Below are 17,734 nucleotides of genomic sequence, written 5' to 3'. Positions count from 1 at the left end.
CGACGAAGGAGTCGACATGCCCACCCTCCCCGGAATCCTCCGCACCACCGCCCACACCTACCCCGACCGCCCCGCGCTCACCTTCGAGGGCCGCACCACCACGTACCGCGAGCTCGACTCCCGCGTGGACCGGCTCGCCGCTGAACTCGCCTCACGTGGTCTGCGACCCGGCGACCGCCTCGTCGTCCTGTCCGGCAACTCCGACAGCTTCGGGGTCGGCGTCTACGGCGGTCTGCGAGCCAGCGCGATCGTCGCACCGGTCAACCCCAAGTCCGCCGCCGCAGAGGTCGAGCACTTCATCACGGACACCGGCGCGAACATCCTCCTCGTGGGGCCCGAATGCGCGGACGCCGTCGCCGCCTGGATCGCCGCACACCCGGAGACCGCCGCGACGACCACCGTGCTGTCGCTGGGGCCTGCTGGTGACCTCGAAGACGTCCTCGCGGCTGCCGATGCCCGTCCGGACAACGAGTTCACCCTGGAGATCCGGGAGGACGACGACGCGCTCATCATCTATACCTCCGGCACGACGGGGAAGCCCAAGGGCGCCCTCTTCGACCACCACCGCGTCATCTGGGTGGGAGTGAACGCGGGCATCGCGTTCGGTCTGCGCCTGCACGACCGGATCCTCCAGGTCGCACCCCTCTACCATTCGGCCGCGCTGAACCTGCTGTTCTTCCCCGGAGTGATGATCGGCGCGCACCAAGTGATCCACTCCGCGTTCCACCCGGTGACCACCGTCGACGCGATCCAGGAGCACCGCATCCAGGTCTTCTTCGGCGTCCCCACGATGTACGCGTTCATGCTGCGCGTCCCGGATCTGGCCGACCGCGACCTCTCCAGCCTCCGCATCGCCTTCTACGGCGCAGCCCCCATGCCCGGATCGATGGCGGAGAAGCTCTTCGCCGCGTTCCCGGACACGGAGATCAATCAGGCGTGCGGCCAGACGGAGGGCGGCCCCGGCGGCATCATCCTCACCCACGAGGACGTGAAGAGGAAGCCCACCACCTCCGGTCGCTTCCCCATCCCCAACACGGAGATCCGCGTCGTCGACGCGAACGGCGACGATGTGGCCCCCGGCGAGGTGGGCGAGATGATCATGCGCGGCGAGACGATGATGAAGGGCTACTGGAACCGCCCGGACGCCACCGCCCAGACCGTCGTCGACGGCTGGGTGCACACCGGCGACCTCACCCACGTCGATGACGAGGGCTTCATGACGATCGTCGACCGCCTCAAGGACATGATCATCACCGGCGGCAAGAACGTGTACTCCGCAGAGGTCGAGAACGCACTGGCCGCCTACCCGGAGATCGCCGACCTCGCGATCATCTCCCGCCCTCACGAGGAGTTCGGCGAGACCGTCGTCGCCGTCGTCACCCCCGCTGAGGGCGGCAACCCCACGCTCGAGGGCCTGCGGGAGTTCGCCGCACCGCTGCTGTCCGAGTACAAGATCCCGCGGGAGCTCCTCATCAACGAGATCCCGCGCAACCCGTCCGGCAAGATCCAGAAGCACAAGCTGAGGGAGACGATCTCCGCATGAACGCACCCGCACCCCAGGCCGTCATCGTCGACGCGGTCCGCACGCCCGTCGGCAAGCGCGGTGGAGCGCTGCGCGAGCACCACCCGGTAGATCTCATGGCCACGACGATCGGCCACCTCGTCGAGCGCTCCGGAGTGGACCAGGAGCTGCTGGACGACGCGATCGTGGGGGTCGGCCTGCAGCGCGGCGAGCAGACCGGCAACGTCGCCCGCAACGCCGTCCTGGGCGCGGGTCTGCCCGTCGCACTGCCGGGCACCACTATCGACCGCCAATGCGGATCCGGCCAGCAGGCCGTGCAGTTCGCCGCCCAGGCCGTGCGCGCCGGCGACTACCGGTTCGCGCTGGCAGGCGGCGTCGAATCGATGAGCCGCACGGACCTCGGGCCGCTCTTCGACCCGGCCGGCCCGCAGGGAGAGTGGTACGGCACGCAGGCGCTGGCCCGCTTCGACGGCGACCTGCCCTCGCAAGGCCGCTCGATCGACCTCGTCGTGAAGGAGTACGGCTTCACTCGCGAGGAGATGGACGCCTTCGCGATCCGCAGCCACCACCGCGCGGCCGCCGCGACGGAGGCCGGGCGGTTCACGCACGACCTCGTCCCGCTGAACGGGCTCACGAAGGACGGCGCCGAGGTCGCACTCACCGCTGATGAAGGCATCCGTCCCAGTGTGGACCCGGCCAAGGTCGCCTCGCTGGCCCCGGTCTTCTCCCCCGACGGGAAGGTGACCGCCGGCAACTCCTCGCAGATCTCCGACGGGGCAGCGGCGCTGCTCATCGCGGATCGGGATGCGGCGGAGTCAGCGGGGCTGCGGCCTCGGGCGCGGATCGTCGCGAGCGTCGCCCGTGCGGCGGATCCGGTCCTGCAGTTCACCGCGATCCTGCCTGCCTCCCATCTGGCGCTTGCCAAGGCGGGGCTGACGATCGGCGACATGGACCTCATCGAGGTCAACGAGGCGTTCGCGCCCGTGCCCCTGCTGTTCCAGCGGGAGTTCGGGGTCTCCGACGACATCCTCAACGTCAACGGCGGCTCGATCGCGATCGGCCACCCGATCGGTTCCACCGGCGCCCGTCTGCTGACGGGACTCGTGTCCGAACTGGAGCGCCGCGACGCACGCTACGGCCTGCTGACCATCTGCGAGGGCGGCGGCATGGCCAACGCCACCATCATCGAAAGGCTCTGAGCAATGACGCACACGACCTCCTCCGTATCCCCCACCCAGCGACCGCGTCGGGTCACGGGCGCACCGTCGACGATGGGCGACGACGTCCAGCTCAACACGACGACCATGATCCGGCACGCGGCCCGCACCTACCCGGAGCAGCCGATCGTCTACCGCACCCCGGACGACGGCTGGACCGAGTATTCATACGCGGACGCCTACGCGCGCATCCAGCGCGGCGCGAACATGCTGACCGACCTCGGTGTGGTGCCCGGCGGCAAGGTGGGTGTCCTCGACTGGAACTCCCGCCGCCACTTCGAGCTCTACTGGTCCATCCCCGGCATCGGCGCGGTCATGGTGCAGCTGAACCTGCGCCTGGGGCCGGAGGACATGGCCTACGTCCTCAAGGACTCGGGCACTACCGTGGTGTGCGTCGACGAGACCCTCCTGCCGATCGCCGAGGCCGTCGCCCCGCACGTCCCCCACGTCCGCACGTGGGTCGTCATGACGGACAAGCCTTTGGCGGAGGTTTCCACGACGCTGGAGAACGCCGTCCACTTCGAGGACCTGCTCGCCGCTGCGGACGAGAAGTTCGACTGGCCGGAGATCGACGAGTCCAGTGCCTTCGCCGCCTGCTACACCACCGGCACGACGGGCAAGCCCAAGGGCGTCTTCTACTCCCACCGCTCGATCTACCTGCACACGACGGCGATCACCCAGGGCGTGGGCATGGGCGTCGACGACTGCGTCATGCTCATCACCCCGATGTTCCACGGCTCCGGCTGGGGACTTCCGCAGGGTGCGGTCTACAACGCGGCGAAGATCGTCCTGCCGGGCCGCTACCGCGCGGAGGACACCGAACCGCTGGTCGACGCGATGATCCGCGAGGGCGTCACCGTCGCGAACGGGGCGCCTGCGATCTTCAATCCCATGCTCGACTACATCCGCACGATGGAGGAGAAGCCGGACTTCAGCCGGGCGCGATTCATGTCCGGGGCGACGGAGCCGTCGCTCACCCTCATGCAGGGGCTGCGGGAGCTCACCGGCGCCGAGGTCGTCCACGCCTACGGAGCCACGGAGACCAGCCCGCTGGTCACACTGAACCGGTTCAAGCCCAGCGTCCGCGCGGCTCTGGACGACGAGGAGCTGTTCGCGCTCAAGCGCAAGCAGGGCCTGCCCGTGTCAGGCGTGGACATCGTGCTGCTGGACGGGATCGGCAACGCGGTCCCCCACGACGGGACGACTCAGGGTGAGATCTGCGTGCGCGGCCCCTGGATCACCGCGACCTACAACGGGATGGACGAGCACGACCTGGAGGGCCGGTTCGTCGACGGGTACTGGCGCTCCGGCGACGTCGGCACGATCGATGCGAACGGCTACCTGAAGGTCACCGACCGCATCAAGGACGTCATCAAGTCCGGAGGCGAATGGATCTCCTCCATCGACATGGAGAACCTGCTGCTGAGCCACGAGGCGATCGCGGACGCTGTCGTCGTGGGGCTCTCCCATCCGAAGTGGCAGGAGCGGCCCTTCGTGCTGGCCGTGCCGAAGCCGGGACGGACGATCGAGCGGGAGTCGGTGCACGCCCACCTGTCGCAGGCATTCGCGAACTGGCAGATGCCCGAAGCGGTCGAAGTCGTTGCGGAGATCCCGCGGACCACCGTCGGCAAGTTCGACAAGAAGCGCATCCGTTCCGAGTACGCGGACTTCTACGAGAGGACCACCCACAGTGAGTGAACAGACCAATCCGACGCCGGCCTCGGCGGCTGCCGCAGGTGACGAGGTATTCGTCCAAGTGGAGGATCGCGGCGGAGTCCGTGTGCTGACCCTCGACCGGCCGAAGGCCCTCAACGCGCTGTCCGTCGACCTCGTCGCCCAGCTGACAGCGGCGCTGACGGATGCGGAGTCGACCGATTCCGTCCGGGCGATCGTGCTGACCGGTTCGGACAAGGCGTTCTGCGCCGGTGCGGACATCACGCAGATCCCGCAGATGCAGAAGGCCGCGCCGCTGGACAAGCTCGCGTTCGACGGGCTCTTCAGCACGATCGCCCGTCTCAACAAGCCGACGATCGCTGCAGTCCGCGGCATGGCCTTCGGCGGCGGCTGCGAGATCGCGCTGGCCTGCGACATGGCTATCGCCGGGGAATCCGCGCAGTTCGGTGTGCCCGAGGTGAAGCTGGGCGTCCTGCCCGGCGCCGGCGGCACCCAGCGGCTCGTCCACGCCCTCGGCAAGGCGAAGGCGATGCGGATGCTGCTCACGGGTGAGCCGGTCACGGCTACGTGGGCGGAATCGGCAGGGCTGGTCGCCGAGGTCGTCGCGGACGTGGACGTGCTCGATACCGCAGTCGGCATCGGGGAGACGATCGCGGGCAACGCACCGTTGGCTGTGCGCCTCACCGCCGACGCGGCCAGGCACGCGGAGGAACTGGGGCTGAGCCGGGGTCTGGATCTGGAACGACGGAACTTCCTTCTGCTCCTGGGCACGGAGGACGCGGCGGAAGGCATCTCCGCCTTCGCAGAGCGCCGTACAGCTGACTTCAAGGGAGCGTGAGACATGATTCTCGACGGATACAGGGCTGCGTGGGAGACGGAGGAGACGGACGACCTGCGGGCGTTGGCTCGCGAGTTCATCGCCAACGAGGTGACGCCCCACCAGGATCGGTGGGCGGCCGAGCACCAGGTCGACCGCGACCTGTGGAACAAGGCCGGCGATACGGGTCTTCTGTGCGTCTCCATCCCGGAGGAGTACGGCGGGGGCGGCGGCACGTTCGCCCATGAGGCGATCATCCTGCAGGAGCAGGGATTCGCCGGGGACACCTCGTGGGCCAACAGCGTCCACTCGACGATCATCGCCCACTACATCAACGCCGTGGGCACGGAGGAGCAGAAGAAGCGATGGCTGCCGGGCATGGCCTCGGGCGACATCGTCGCAGCGATCGCGATGACGGAGCCCGGCACCGGATCGGACCTGCAGGCGGTGAAGACGAAGGCCGTGCGCGACGGGGACGACTATGTCATCAACGGGGCGAAGACGTTCATCTCGAACGGCACGCACTGCGACATCGTCGTCATCGTCGCCCGCACCAGTAACGCACCGGGCGCGAAGGGTCTGTCGCTGATCGTCGCAGAGGTGAACGATCTTCCCGGGTTCTCCCGTGGTCGCGTGCTCGACAAGGTGGGGCTGCACGGCCAGGACACGCGTGAGCTGTTCTTCGAGGAGATGCGCGTGCCCGTCGCCAACCTGCTAGGCGCTGTGGAGGGCAAGGGCTTCATCCAGCTCATGCAGCAGCTGCCGCAGGAGCGGCTCACCATCGCCGTGGGCGGTGCGGCGACAGCGGAGACCGCAGTGCGGGAGACGATCGCGTACGCGAAGGAGCGCGAGGCGTTCGGGCAGCCGATTCTGGGCTTCCAGAACACGAAGTTCGTGCTGGCGGAATGTGCGACGGAGGCGTTCGCCGCACGTACGTTCGCAGATCATCTGACCAGCCTGCACATCGACGGGAGGCTGACGACGGAGCAGGCATCGGCCGGCAAGTACTGGGCGACGGATGCGCAGAACCGCGTGGTCGACCGCTGCCTGCAGGTGTTCGGCGGTTACGGCTACATGAACGAGTACCCGATCGCCCGCATGTTCGCGGACGCCCGCGTGCAGAAGATCTACGGCGGGACGAACGAGATCATGAAGGAGCTGATCTCGCGGGGTTTGTGACAAGAGCGCAGTTACCGCGCGCCCCGTCGCCGCTTCAACGCGTTGAACCGAACTTTCGCCACTGGAACAATGTCCGGCGTTCGACCCGATAGCAGAAGTTCGAGTCACTGCGATACGCAGAGTAGTCCCATTTCGTTGACTAATCGTACAGACCACTTTCCGCTCGGCATCACCTCGCGGTTTGGCAGTGAAGCTCGCTTCAGACACCGCGCGGAGTGATCTCAAGCACACAAGCCTGCACGTTTATCACGAAAGACGTACGGTAGACTGAGAACCGCCCTTCCTGCCGTAATGAGCCCCGGGATGCCCCCGGACTCAAAAGACGTGCCAGGTAGCCCCGTTATGGAATGAGGCTCGTTGAACAAGTTGCTTATTGCTCCGATTGCTGCGGTCGCGCTCGCAATCAGCGGCTGTGGCGCCGCCCCCGCATCCGACCAAACGACAAACACCAGCGAGTCAAAGAACCCGGTCGCGGAGGCACAGGCACCCGCTCCCTCCAGTGCGGTAGATGAATACTTCGAAGCCTTCTCTGTTGACACCCCGAGTCAGTTCGAATACGCAGCGAGCCTCGCCGCTCCTGGTTCGATCGCAGAAGAATATGCTTCATATAGCGCACTCGTTAGCTCTGCACTGTCGGACAACGGATACTCCTCAAGCCCCTCGAACTTCAGCCCTCGTGAAAGCGACGTAGAACTATGCGACCAAGACGACGTATGCACCATCTTCGCTGACTTTGAGTTCGACGACGAAAAGCTGGCAAGTTATACAGTGAACGGACTTTCCATCGACGATCGCCTGCTACCCGGACGGGGCGAAACCACAAAGTTCGAAGACGTCGCGGGGTTTGAAATCTTAGGCTCGTACCAAGCGACATCGAACGACGCCCTGCAAGCGGTGATTCGCTTTGAAGCCTACGAACGACCAATTAGCGCGAGTTACGTTATTACATATCGCGACCCTACCGGCCGACAGGTCGACGAGGAGTTCTCGCTTAAACCATCGTTGGTTGCCAGCGATTCCAACCAGCTCGGGTATGCAATCATCCCCAACGCAGAAGTCGGCGGAGAGTTTCTACTGAAGTTTGCTACTGACGACGACGAGCCTCTGGTGGTAGAAACGGTCACAGTCCCAACGAAATGATCGGGTTGCACGTACGCCCGTGAGACCGACTTCGCTAGAGCTTTCAGCTACATGAACAAGCACCCAATCGTCCGCATGTTCGCAGACTCCCGCGTGCAGAAGATCTACGGCGGCGCGAATGAGATCATGAAGGAGCTAATCTCGCGGGGCTGGCCACAACGCGCCGCTAAGTCTCAATGCGTTGACCCGAACTTCCGCTACTGGGGCGAGCGCAGGACGTTGCACCAGTGACGCAAGTTCGGGTCAACGCCATTCAGCCTTGGCCCTTCATCTATTCACCAGACGGTGGCGTGTCCGTCACTCCGTTGTCAGGCTTTCGAGCCCCTCCCGGAGAGTTCGCTCACATGCTCTTATAAACGATCGCGCATGTTCCTAGAGTGGGGAGTGCACGGAGGGTTCTCGCCGGCTCTCTGTTCGAAAGGCAGTGATCATGCGCGCAATCGTGTTCGAGAACTTCAAGACTTTCCCCTCGCTGAAGGACGTCGACAAGCCCACCCCCGGACCCGGCGAGGTCCTCCTCAAGGTCGCGGGCGCAGGTGCCTGCCACTCCGACGTCGCCATCTACGACACGTTCGAAGAAGGCAGCCCCGGTGCGCAGAAGCCGCCGTTCGTGCTGGGCCACGAGAACTCCGGCTGGGTCGAGGAAGTCGGTGAGGGAGTCGAGGGCTTCACGAAGGGCGACGCCTACCTCGTCTACGGGCCCATCGGCTGCCAGCGCTGCCGAGCCTGCTCCCGCGGCCAGGACACCTACTGCGAGAACGCAGCAACGAATCCCTACATGGGCATCGGCCTGGGACGGGACGGCGGTATGGCGGAGTACGTCTCCGTGCCCGCCCGCAACCTCGTGCCGCTCGGCGACGCAGACCCCATCGCAGCCGCACCGCTGTCTGACGCCGGTCTCACCCCGTATCACGCGATCAAGCTGGCGCTTCCCCAGCTGGCAGGCGGCGGCAAGTACGCACTCGTCATCGGCCTCGGCGGACTGGGCCAGCTGGGCGTCCAGATCCTCACAGCCCTCACCGGTGCCACGATCATCGCAACGGATATGAAAGAGGACGCGATGGCCACGGCAGAAGCGGCCGGCGCCATCACCGTCCCGGGCGGCCCCGATCAGGTCGAGCAGATCCGCGAGATCACCGGCGGCAAGGGCGTCGACGCCGCCTTCGACTTCGTCGGCGTCAGCGGCACCATCGACGCCGCGATGCGCTCGATGGCGCTGCAGGGCCGGTGCACCATCGTCGGCATCGCCGGCGGTACCTTCGAATGGTCGTTCTTCACAAACCCCTACGAGGCGACGCTGACGAACACCTATTGGGGCACGATCGAGGAGCTCCACGAAGTCGTCGACCTCTACCGCGCCGGCCAGATCGAGCCGGAGGTCGAGCGCTTCAGCCTGGAGAACGGCCTCGACGCGTATCGCAAGATGGAGGCCGGCGAGCTGACCGGCCGCGCGGTGGTCGTGCCCCACGAGGCCTGACCCCACCCGAGGCACTGCGTGGGTTCTGTCTGCCGGGTACAAAGCGTGCAGCGTCGCTGGTCGCGCGTGCACCTTCGTAGTCGGCCGCCGGGCCCTGGGCACCTCAGTCGACTGACTCATCGTCGCGACACGACTGCGCGACTGCGTCGAGGTCTCGCGCAACTCCCTTTCGGTGCCCGGCCTATTCGCGAACCAACTGCGCGGTAGTTGTCAGCCTCACGACGCATCAGCGAGACGAGGAGATCGCAAAGCTGTTCGCCTCGGTCGCAGCAAGGTTCACTGCACGGTAACTGTGCGGACTCGCAGGCCCGCGCTTTTCAATCTTATTGAACGTTCGTATTGTGGCGATGGGCAGATTGATCTACCGTGAAAAGCGACCCTCGGCCATTCCTGCGACGCGGCAGGGTCCGGGGCACCACCGTCGGCATACATCACAGGAGATCACCATGCTCAGAACGCGCTTCACCGAACTGCTCGGTATCGACCACCCCGTCGTCCAGGGCGGCATGCAGTGGGTCGGCCGTGCTCCCCTCGCCGCAGCCGTCTCGAACGCCGGCGGGCTGGGCATCCTCACGGCACTCACCCAGCCCACGCCGGAAGACCTCCGCACGGAGATCCGCAAGACGCGGGAACTGACGAGCAAGCCGATCGGCGTGAACCTCACGATCCTCCCCACCATCAACCCGGTCCCCTATGACGAGTACGTCAAGGTCGCCGTGGAAGAGGGGATCACCGTCATCGAGACTGCCGGCGCCAACCCGGAGCCGTACATGCCACTGTTCAAGGAGCACGGCGTCAAGGTGGTCCACAAGTGCACGGCCGTGCGTCACGCGCTGAAGGCCGAAAAGGTCGGAGTCGATGCGGTGAGCATCGACGGCTTCGAATGCGCCGGCCACCCCGGCGAGGACGACATTCCCGGACTGGTGCTGATCCCGGCAGCGGCAGACAAGCTGTCGATCCCCTTCATCGCGTCCGGCGGGTTCGGCGACGGCCGCGGACTCGCTGCAGCACTGGCGCTGGGCGCGGATGGCATCAACATGGGATCTCGCTTCATGGCGACAGAGGAAGCACCCATCCACGACAACGTGAAGCAGGCGATCGTCGACGGAACCGAACTCGAAACGATCCTGAACTTCCGTCCGCTGCGCAACACCGTGCGCGTCCGCAAGAACGGCGTCTCCACCGAATCGGTCGAGATCCTGAACAAGGGCGGGAAGTTCGAAGACGTGCAGCACCTGGTCGCAGGGGCCCGTGGCCGCAAGGTCTTCGAAGACGGTGACATCGAAGCAGGCCAGTGGACGGTCGGCATGGTGCAGGGCATCATCGACGACGTGCCCTCGGCAGCAGACCTCGTCAACCGCATCGTCGCAGACGCAGAGGAGATCATCACCGGACGGCTGGCCGGGCTGGTGAACCAGCCAGTCAACGCGTAACACCCTGGAGTGCGTCGGCGCCCTGAGCCGCGCCGAACCGCACGTCACCGGATCGCCGGTGGATGAGACAGGTGGGGCCCGGACATCGTCCGGGCCCCACCTGTCTTCGGCTCAGCCGCGCTGAGCCGCGCCGTCCGGTCTCAGTGCTTGCGACCGGAGCGCTTCTTCAGCCGCGCCTCCATCTGCCGGCCGTCCGTGCGGTGGTCGAGGTACGGCTGCTCAGAGACGAGGTCGCTGAGCTTGCTGTGGCCGAAGTCGCGCGGGTCGAAGTCCGCGTGCGTGCGGCTCAGGTGCTGACCCAGCAGGCTGAGGTTCGCCCACCCGTCGTCTCCGCTGGTGGCGTTGATCGCCTTGGTGAGGGCGCTCTGCAGGTTGATGCGGGACGCAGGCTCGTTCGAGACGGCATCCGAGAACGTCACGGAGGTCTGCACGGTGGCGGCAGGGGCCGGTTCTGACGCGGGCTTAGGCGACTCGGGAGCGGGGGCCGCGCTCTCAGCGGGAGCCTCGACCTCCTTGGACGTCTCGCCGTCGCTGTCGTCACCGCCGAGCAGTTCGAGGTAGATGAACTGATCGACGGCATTGCGCAGCGAGATCGGTGTCTTGCGCCGGCCCAGACCGATGACCTTCTTCCCCGACTCGCGCAGGCGCGTAGCCAGACGGGTGAAGTCGGAGTCCGAGGAGACGATCGCGAAGGACTCCACGTTGCCCATCCACATCAGGTCCATCGCATCGATGATGAGTGCGGAATCTGTGGAGTTCTTCCCCACGGTGTAGGCGAACTGCTGCACCGGCTGGATCGCCCACCGGTTGAGCTCCTTCTTCCACCCATTCAGCTGTGACGTCGTCCAGTCGCCGTAGGCGCGCTTGATCGTCGGGGTGCCGTAGGAGGCGAGCTCCTCGAGCACTGCTCCCGCGTGAGTGGGCGAGACGTTGTCGCAGTCGATGAGGACCGCGATGCGCGTGTCGTCGTGAGAGGGAGTGGAGTGGGGCGTCATGTGCCCAGCGTACTGGCGCTGCGCGGAACGACGCGTGTTGAACGATCGTTCAAATTGCGCTAGACATGTGTGCGGAACCACTTTCGACGGCGCAAGCCGGAAACGAGGCACAACGCATGCAGTTCCAGGACAAGACCTTCATCGTCACCGGCGGGGCCTCCGGGCTGGGCGCCGCGACGACCACAGCGCTCCTCGAGCGCGGCGCTCAGGTGATCGTCGCGGACGTCAAGGGGGAGGCACCCGCGGGCGCGACCTTCGTCCAGACCGACGTCACGGACGAGGACAGCGTCGCCGCGATGGTCGAGCAGGCGAACGCGAACGGCACGCTGGCGGGCGTCGTCAACTGCGCCGGCATCGGTGTCGCGCAGAAGACGGCCGGCAAGCAGGGCCCGCACGACCTCGGCGACTTCAGCAAGGTCGTCGGTGTGAACCTCATCGGCACGTTCAACGTCATCCGCCTTGCGGCAGCCGCGATGCAGAAGAACGAGCCGGGCGAGGACGGCGAGCGCGGAGTCGTCATCAACACGGCGTCCGTCGCCGCGTACGACGGTCAGATCGGTCAGGCCGCGTATTCCGCCTCCAAGGGCGGCATCGTGGGCATGACCCTGCCGATCGCCCGTGACCTGGCGAGCTCCGGCATCCGCGTCGTGACGATCGCGCCGGGCCTGTTCCTCACACCGATGATGGCCGGACTACCGGAGAAGGCCCAGGATTCGCTGGGCCAGCAGGTGCCGTTCCCGTCCCGTCTGGGCCAGCCGTCGGAGTACGCGGAGCTCGTCGGCTCGATCGTGTCGAACCGCATGCTCAACGGCGAGGTCATCCGCCTGGACGGCGCGATCCGCATGGCGCCGCGCTGATCGCGGAACCCTTCCCGCACGCCGACAGCACGTGAGCGTGAGACCGCCCCGGTGCTTCTTGTTCGTCAGAAGGAAGCGCCGGGGCGGTTCGCTGTTCTCAGCCCTGCTCAGTGGCTCTTCGGCCGACGCATGTCCACGACGAGTTCGGGCGCGCTCGCAGGTCGGCTTTCGCGCGGGAGGGCGTCGATGACCTGATCGACCATCGGCTGCAGGAACAGCGCGCCCAGCTGCCGCACCATGGCAGCCACGACTTGATCGGTGCGATCGCGGCTGGACGACGCGAAGCCGCGCTCCCGCATATCGTCCACACTGGCGGCGATGAGGTCGGTCAGCTGATTCAGCAGCGTGCCACCGGGGTATGGGTGCAGGAACTCGCGGCGCATGTAGTCCTTGATGTGCGGATTCTTCTCCAGCATGGCATCGACATGCACCTGCCGGTCGCGCGCATCGGCGCCCTTCTCCCCCGCCGCTGCGTTCGCCTGCGCAAGAGCGTCGGCGAACTGGAGGACGATCCAGCGTTCAAGGTCATCGCGCAGCCCGTTCTTGGACCCGAAGTGGTGAGGTATGAGGCCAACGGTGACCTGGGACTCGGCGGCGATGGCGCGCAGGGGCGTCGATGACACGCCCTGTGTCGCGAACAGGCGGAGTGCCGCCTGGCGGATCCGTCCCACACTGGCCAGGTCACCGTCGTGCGACACATCCTCGCGCGAAATCTCGACCACCGTGCACCCCTTCCTCTGCCACGCAATGCTCCGAGCGATTCTGCCACGTGTCACACGTGCCAGCGGTCGCGTACTGCACAGATGTTCAGCATACCCCTGCGAAGGGTCCGGCGGTCGGACTGCACAGCAGTCCGTGCTGAGACCCCCTCCACCGCGCGCAGGGCACGCGATGGAAGGGGCACAGGGATCACATCAGGATGGCGATGAGAGCCACGATGATGATCAGTCCGACGATGCCGCCTGGAATCCACAGCTTCATGGTTGCCCCCTTCAGAGGATCTTGCGCGCCCACGGGAGTGGCCACGTGCGCCAATGGTACGCAAACCCAGGGTGCCTTGCTCGAACTTGCCGATGTGGGGATTCCGGGCGTGTCCTCAGTTCGCCCGCCGCCTCCCCGTCGACAGCCACACCAGCACCATGCACGCCAGTGCTGCGATGGCGCCGAACGCGAAGGTGGTGAGGAAGCCTGCGAGGACCGGGACCTCGGCGCCGTCGACGACGACCACCTGGGAGGCGAGCACCATCCCGGTCACCGTCGCCCCGGAGCTCGTGCCGACGCTGCGCATGAGCGCGTTCACGCCGACCGCGGAACCCGTCGCGGTGCGCGGCACCTCCGCCATGATGAGTGTGGGGATCGCGGCGTAGGCGATCGCCACCCCCACACTGGAGATCGTGCTGGCGAGGATGAAGTGCCACACCGCGTCATACCAGAACAGTGTGACGACGTAGCCCGCCGCGCCGATGAACGCGCCCAGGCAAGCGGAGATGCGTGCTCCGTAGCGGTTCGTGATGCGCGCTCCCACGGGCGCCGCGGCCATCATCGCGAGCGAGGCGGGGACCAGCGCCATGCTCGCGTCGATCATGGAGAGCCCGAGGCCCGCCTCCGTGTGCGCGGGCAGCTCGAGGATCTGGAGGTAGGCGACCTCCATGACGAAGAAGGAGAAACCCAGTGCCGTGGCGCCCAGATTGGTGAACAGGACCGGGCGCAGCGCGAACTGCCGCAGGTCGACGATGGGCTCGTCGACTCGCAGCTCGAAGACCACCCACACGCCGAGCACGAGCACCCCGCCCAGCACCACGAGGAGTGTCGTCGGCGAGTCCCAGCCCCAGACGGGCCCCTGGGAGATCGCGATGAGGATTCCGGACAGCCCGACACCGAGGCCCAGGGCACCGATGACGTCGACGTGCCGTCCCGTGCCGGGCGAGTGGGGAACCGTCAGCCACACGACGACGAGGTTGAGGACACCCAGGACTGCCGTCGACCAGAACAGGGTCTTCCAGTCCCCCACCTGCACGATCCATGCCGCCAGCGGCAGGCCCAGGGCACCGCCGAATCCCAGGCTCGCGCTCACGATCGCGATACCCATGACGCTGAGCCTGCGATCGGGCAGATCGCCCAGCACGGAGATCCCCACGGCGATGACACCCATGCTCACGCCCTGGAGAGCACGGCCGACCAGCATCCACCACAGTCCCTGCGAGAGCGCGGCGATGAGAGAGCCGACGATGAGGAGGATGACGAGGACGAGCAGGACCCGGCGCTTGCCCCACAGATCCGCGAGCCTGCCGGAGATGGGCGTGGTGACGGCTGCGGCGACGAGCGAGATCGTCAGCACCCAGGCGGTGGCGCTGCGGGTGGAGTCGAGCAGCTCCGGCAGGTGGTTCTGGATGGGGACGACCAGCGTCTGCATGAAGGAGACGCTGGTCGCGGCGAGGCTGAGCGCGACGACGACAGCCCAGGGGCTGGGGGTGCTGGGAGCGCCGGGGATGATTCGGGGTTCACGCACGAAGCATCGTCACCTGCGCGTCTTCGACTCCCATACGAGGAGCCTATAGGGGTTGGCTCCCGAACGTGATCGACCCTCCGTGCCGGTATGACATGGAGGGCCGGGGCACGGAGGGTCGGGGGCTCGCGACAGTCAGCTCATGTGCTTGCTGAGGTCGGGGTAGCCGGTGATCTCCCAGCCGCCGTCGACCACGAGCGAGGTGCCGGTGATGTAGGCGGCTCAAGGGAGTGGTCACCAGGCCCGGGAGGATCGCATTGACGCGGATCCCCTTGCCACCCAGCTCGAGGGCCGCGTTCTTGGTGAAGCCCTCTGCTCCCGCCTTGCCCGCCACATAGGCTGCGCCCAACCACATCGGCACGTGCGCGTTCAGGCTTGCGACGTTCACGATGGCGCCGCCACCGGACATGGCCCGCGCCTCGTGCTTGACGGACAGGAAGATGCCCTTGAGCACGAGGTCGACCGTGAAGTCCCAGTCACCCTCGGACATCTCCTCGATGGGTGCCGACTTGGACGCGCCGGCGACGTTGAACGGTGGTGGGGCGTTCACTCAGCATGACGGGTGGAAGTCGAAATGCACTACCAGTGAGGCGGCACGTCCGCCGTCATGAGCGCAGGACGTGCAGTCGTCGCCTGCAGCGCGGCTCACCTGCTGGTCCGACCCTTGTAGCCTGAACGAACGGTCGTTAGAGTCCAGATATGACTACGGACACAGACGTTGCGCCGCACAGTGCGCCGGAGGCCACTCGCTACGATGCGAACTACGACCAGGTGGTCCTGGGACGTCGCACCATCCGCGGCTACACCCCGGACCCGGTACCGCGAGAGACCATCACGGAGATCATTGAGCTCGCGCTGCAGTCCCCGTCGTCGCTCAACAGCCAGCCCTGGAACTTCTACGTGGTCACCGGCGACGCACTGGAGCGGATCCGGCACGGCAATGTCGAGCGCAACCTGTCCGGGGTCCCCGAATCGCGCGAATTCAGGGCGGGCCACAAGTACGAGGGCGTGCACAGGGACCGCCAGGTCGCAGTGGCCAAGCAGCTGTTCGCCGCCATGGGCATCGCTCGCGAAGACAAGGCCGCGCGCCAGGACTGGGTGCTGCGCGGCTTCCGACAGTTCGACGCACCGGTGGCCGTCGTCGTCACCTACGACAAAGAGCTGCACGGCGGCGATATCCCAGTCTTCGACTGCGGTGCGGTCACCACGGCGCTGGTGAATGCCGCGTGGTCCCGCGGGCTGGGCTGCTGCATCAACTCGCAGGGGATCATGCAGTCGCCCGTGGTCCGCGAGCATGCCGGGATCGCTGATGAGCACGTCATCATGATCTGTGTGGCCATGGGCTATCCCGACGAGAGCTTCCCCGCCAACCACGTCGTGTCAGCCCGCAAGCCGGTCGACGAGGCGGCACGCTTCGTCGGTTTCGACTAGAGTCGCGCGCCGTTCGTTCGCGGCAGCAGTCGTCCGAGTGACCCGGCGGTCCGGCCGACGCGGCCCGGGTGCCGCCAGGCTCTCCGGCCCCGATCCACACCTCGGGTCGCGGCTCTTCACCCCGTCGGACGGAGCCCCCGCCGAGGCCATTGCAGCGTTGCCGCCTGGTCGGTGAGGTGAACACGAACATTCTCCGCCCCGCACAGAACCCGGACGCCCCCAACCCATAGAACGAGTGACCACTATGTCTGCACCCACTGACGCGACTCCCCTGCCTCATCGGGTCGAGCTCGAACGCCACGACCACGTCCTGGTCATCCACCTGGACCGCACGGACAAGCGCAACGCAATCGACTCGCACATGACGAGCGCCCTGGACGCCGCCCTCAATGAGGCGGATGACGATCCCGAGGTCCGGTGCATCATCCTCACAGGCGGCGAGCGCGCGTTCTCCGCCGGCACGGACCTGGCCGATGGTGCGGGCACACCGACCGAACGCGGCGGCCCCTACGGAGTCATCCGACGCAGTCGCCGGACCCCGCTGATCGCCGCTGTCGAGGGAATCGCCTACGGAGGCGGGTTCGAAGTCGTGCTGGCCTGCGACATGGTCGTCGCGCACAGGACGGCGCGCTTCGGTCTGCCCGAAGTCGCCCGCGGCGTGATCCCCACCTGCGGCGGTCTGTTCCGCGGGTGGCACAGTCTCCCCGTGACCGTCGCGAAGCAGATGGTTCTGACCGGCAGGCCGCTGAGCGCGCAGCGAGCGTACGAACTGGGCATCGTCAACGAGCTCGCCGACGACGGCGAGGTGCTCACCACAGCCCTGGACCTGGCCGCGCAGGTCAGTGAGAACTCGCCTCTGTCCGTGGCGGAGAGCCTCACCGTCATGAACGACGTGCTCGGAATGCCCGAGGAGCTCGGCTGGTCCCGCACGGACGAGGCCACCACGACGGTGAAGTCGTCGGAGGACTACCGGGAAGGCGTCGCCGCGTTCCTGGAGAAGCGCTCCCCGCAGTGGAAGGGACGCTGAGGCACACTGCGCCGGCGCACACAGCACTGCTCACCACTGCACGGCATGACCACCGACCGACGCGACAGCTCGTCGGCACCACGTAGGGAGCGCCCGTGGTACTGAGCATCGTCGCGGAGGCAGCAAGGTTATCGTCCTTGGTGCGGGTGGATGAATCGACGTGGCGGCCATTGCCATGGCGCGAAGTCAGGTCTCCGTCGTCGCTGTCGCACCGCCCGGTGGGAAGCGGGCCCTCGCGAGACCGACCGGAACCGCAGTGGCGGTTGAATACGAGGACGTCAATAGAACCGGATCCGCGAGGAGACGGGCGGCGAAGCGGACATCATTTTCGCGGCTCTTCACGAACGAGGGTGTAGTCGAGGTCTGAAGCCGCCGGCTTCGAGCAGACTCCTGGCGATGTAGTGCCTCAGGTTCCGGAACCCAAGCGCGATCCCGCGCAGATGCTCGAGTCGGCCATTG

The 17,734-nt window shown here is 66.5% G+C and carries 15 protein-coding genes and 1 pseudogene; 12 read left to right on the top strand and 4 right to left on the bottom strand.

The features are described 5' to 3' along the window. The first annotated feature begins 16 nt into the window (after window positions 1-16). The 9 genes and pseudogenes from BJEO58_RS03595 to BJEO58_RS03560 all read left to right on the top strand — a co-directional run bounded on the left by BJEO58_RS03595 (window position 17) and on the right by BJEO58_RS03560 (window position 10,459). Window positions 17-1,543: a class I adenylate-forming enzyme family protein gene (locus tag BJEO58_RS03595; protein ID WP_101587839.1), complete on the top strand. Its 1,527-nt coding sequence runs from the start codon at window positions 17-19 to the stop codon at window positions 1,541-1,543. Continuing rightward, window positions 1,540-2,721 carry a thiolase family protein gene (locus BJEO58_RS03590; protein ID WP_101587838.1) on the top strand — a complete coding sequence of 394 codons (1,182 nt, stop codon included), beginning with the start codon at window positions 1,540-1,542 and terminating at the stop codon, window positions 2,719-2,721. Before BJEO58_RS03595 ends, BJEO58_RS03590 begins: the two co-directional genes overlap by 4 nt. A gap of 3 nt (window positions 2,722-2,724) precedes the next feature. Continuing rightward, a complete protein-coding gene (locus BJEO58_RS03585) occupies window positions 2,725-4,437 on the top strand; it encodes a long-chain-fatty-acid--CoA ligase (protein WP_101587836.1) in 1,713 nt (570 codons plus the stop codon). Beyond that, window positions 4,430-5,251, top strand: coding sequence for an enoyl-CoA hydratase/isomerase family protein (locus BJEO58_RS03580; protein WP_219617060.1), 822 nt, complete (start codon window positions 4,430-4,432; stop codon window positions 5,249-5,251). Before BJEO58_RS03585 ends, BJEO58_RS03580 begins: the two co-directional genes overlap by 8 nt. Before the next feature lie 3 nt (window positions 5,252-5,254). Continuing rightward, entirely contained in the window at window positions 5,255-6,409 is a 1,155-nt protein-coding gene (locus BJEO58_RS03575; protein ID WP_101587835.1) for an acyl-CoA dehydrogenase family protein, read from the top strand. Between the two features lie 357 nt (window positions 6,410-6,766). Further along, window positions 6,767-7,549: a hypothetical protein gene (locus tag BJEO58_RS14775; RefSeq protein ID WP_144573809.1), complete on the top strand. Its 783-nt coding sequence runs from the start codon at window positions 6,767-6,769 to the stop codon at window positions 7,547-7,549. Between the two features lie 48 nt (window positions 7,550-7,597). Beyond that, window positions 7,598-7,780, top strand: a pseudogene (locus tag BJEO58_RS03570) (acyl-CoA dehydrogenase family protein); the annotation flags it as partial. A gap of 199 nt (window positions 7,781-7,979) precedes the next feature. Beyond that, window positions 7,980-9,026, top strand: a complete 1,047-nt coding sequence (locus BJEO58_RS03565; RefSeq protein WP_101588179.1) for an alcohol dehydrogenase catalytic domain-containing protein — start codon at window positions 7,980-7,982, stop codon at window positions 9,024-9,026. 446 nt (window positions 9,027-9,472) lie between these two features. Beyond that, a complete protein-coding gene (locus BJEO58_RS03560) occupies window positions 9,473-10,459 on the top strand; it encodes an NAD(P)H-dependent flavin oxidoreductase (RefSeq protein WP_101587832.1) in 987 nt (328 codons plus the stop codon). A 140-nt stretch (window positions 10,460-10,599) separates the two neighbouring features. Here BJEO58_RS03560 and BJEO58_RS03555 read toward each other — a convergent pair whose 3' ends face one another. After that, window positions 10,600-11,454, bottom strand: a complete 855-nt coding sequence (locus tag BJEO58_RS03555; RefSeq protein ID WP_101587830.1) for an NYN domain-containing protein — start codon at window positions 11,452-11,454, stop codon at window positions 10,600-10,602. A 116-nt stretch (window positions 11,455-11,570) separates the two neighbouring features. Between BJEO58_RS03555 and BJEO58_RS03550 the strand changes: the two genes are divergently transcribed. Beyond that, window positions 11,571-12,311, top strand: coding sequence for a 3-hydroxyacyl-CoA dehydrogenase (locus BJEO58_RS03550; protein WP_101587828.1), 741 nt, complete (start codon window positions 11,571-11,573; stop codon window positions 12,309-12,311). Window positions 12,312-12,418: 107 nt separating this feature from the next. Here BJEO58_RS03550 and BJEO58_RS03545 read toward each other — a convergent pair whose 3' ends face one another. From BJEO58_RS03545 to BJEO58_RS03535, 3 genes are all read right to left on the bottom strand, one after another. Then, window positions 12,419-13,033, bottom strand: coding sequence for a TetR/AcrR family transcriptional regulator (locus BJEO58_RS03545; RefSeq protein ID WP_246075953.1), 615 nt, complete (start codon window positions 13,031-13,033; stop codon window positions 12,419-12,421). Window positions 13,034-13,407: 374 nt separating this feature from the next. Further along, window positions 13,408-14,820: an MFS transporter gene (locus BJEO58_RS03540; RefSeq protein ID WP_101587826.1), complete on the bottom strand. Its 1,413-nt coding sequence runs from the start codon at window positions 14,818-14,820 to the stop codon at window positions 13,408-13,410. A gap of 43 nt (window positions 14,821-14,863) precedes the next feature. Continuing rightward, window positions 14,864-15,367, bottom strand: coding sequence for an SDR family NAD(P)-dependent oxidoreductase (locus tag BJEO58_RS03535; RefSeq protein ID WP_219617059.1), 504 nt, complete (start codon window positions 15,365-15,367; stop codon window positions 14,864-14,866). 149 nt (window positions 15,368-15,516) lie between these two features. Between BJEO58_RS03535 and BJEO58_RS03530 the strand changes: the two genes are divergently transcribed. Together BJEO58_RS03530 and BJEO58_RS03525 are read left to right on the top strand one after the other, a co-directional pair. Next, a complete protein-coding gene (locus tag BJEO58_RS03530; RefSeq protein WP_101587824.1) occupies window positions 15,517-16,248 on the top strand; it encodes a nitroreductase in 732 nt (243 codons plus the stop codon). Window positions 16,249-16,492: 244 nt separating this feature from the next. After that, window positions 16,493-17,275, top strand: coding sequence for an enoyl-CoA hydratase-related protein (locus BJEO58_RS03525; protein WP_101587823.1), 783 nt, complete (start codon window positions 16,493-16,495; stop codon window positions 17,273-17,275). The last annotated feature ends 459 nt before the right edge of the window (window positions 17,276-17,734 follow it).

Origin of the sequence: Brevibacterium jeotgali, from assembly GCF_900169175.1 — a bacterium.
Taxonomy (GTDB): domain Bacteria; phylum Actinomycetota; class Actinomycetes; order Actinomycetales; family Brevibacteriaceae; genus Brevibacterium; species Brevibacterium jeotgali.
The sequence above is the reverse complement of the archived record's forward strand: the minus strand, read 5'-3'. Positions and strand labels throughout refer to the sequence as shown.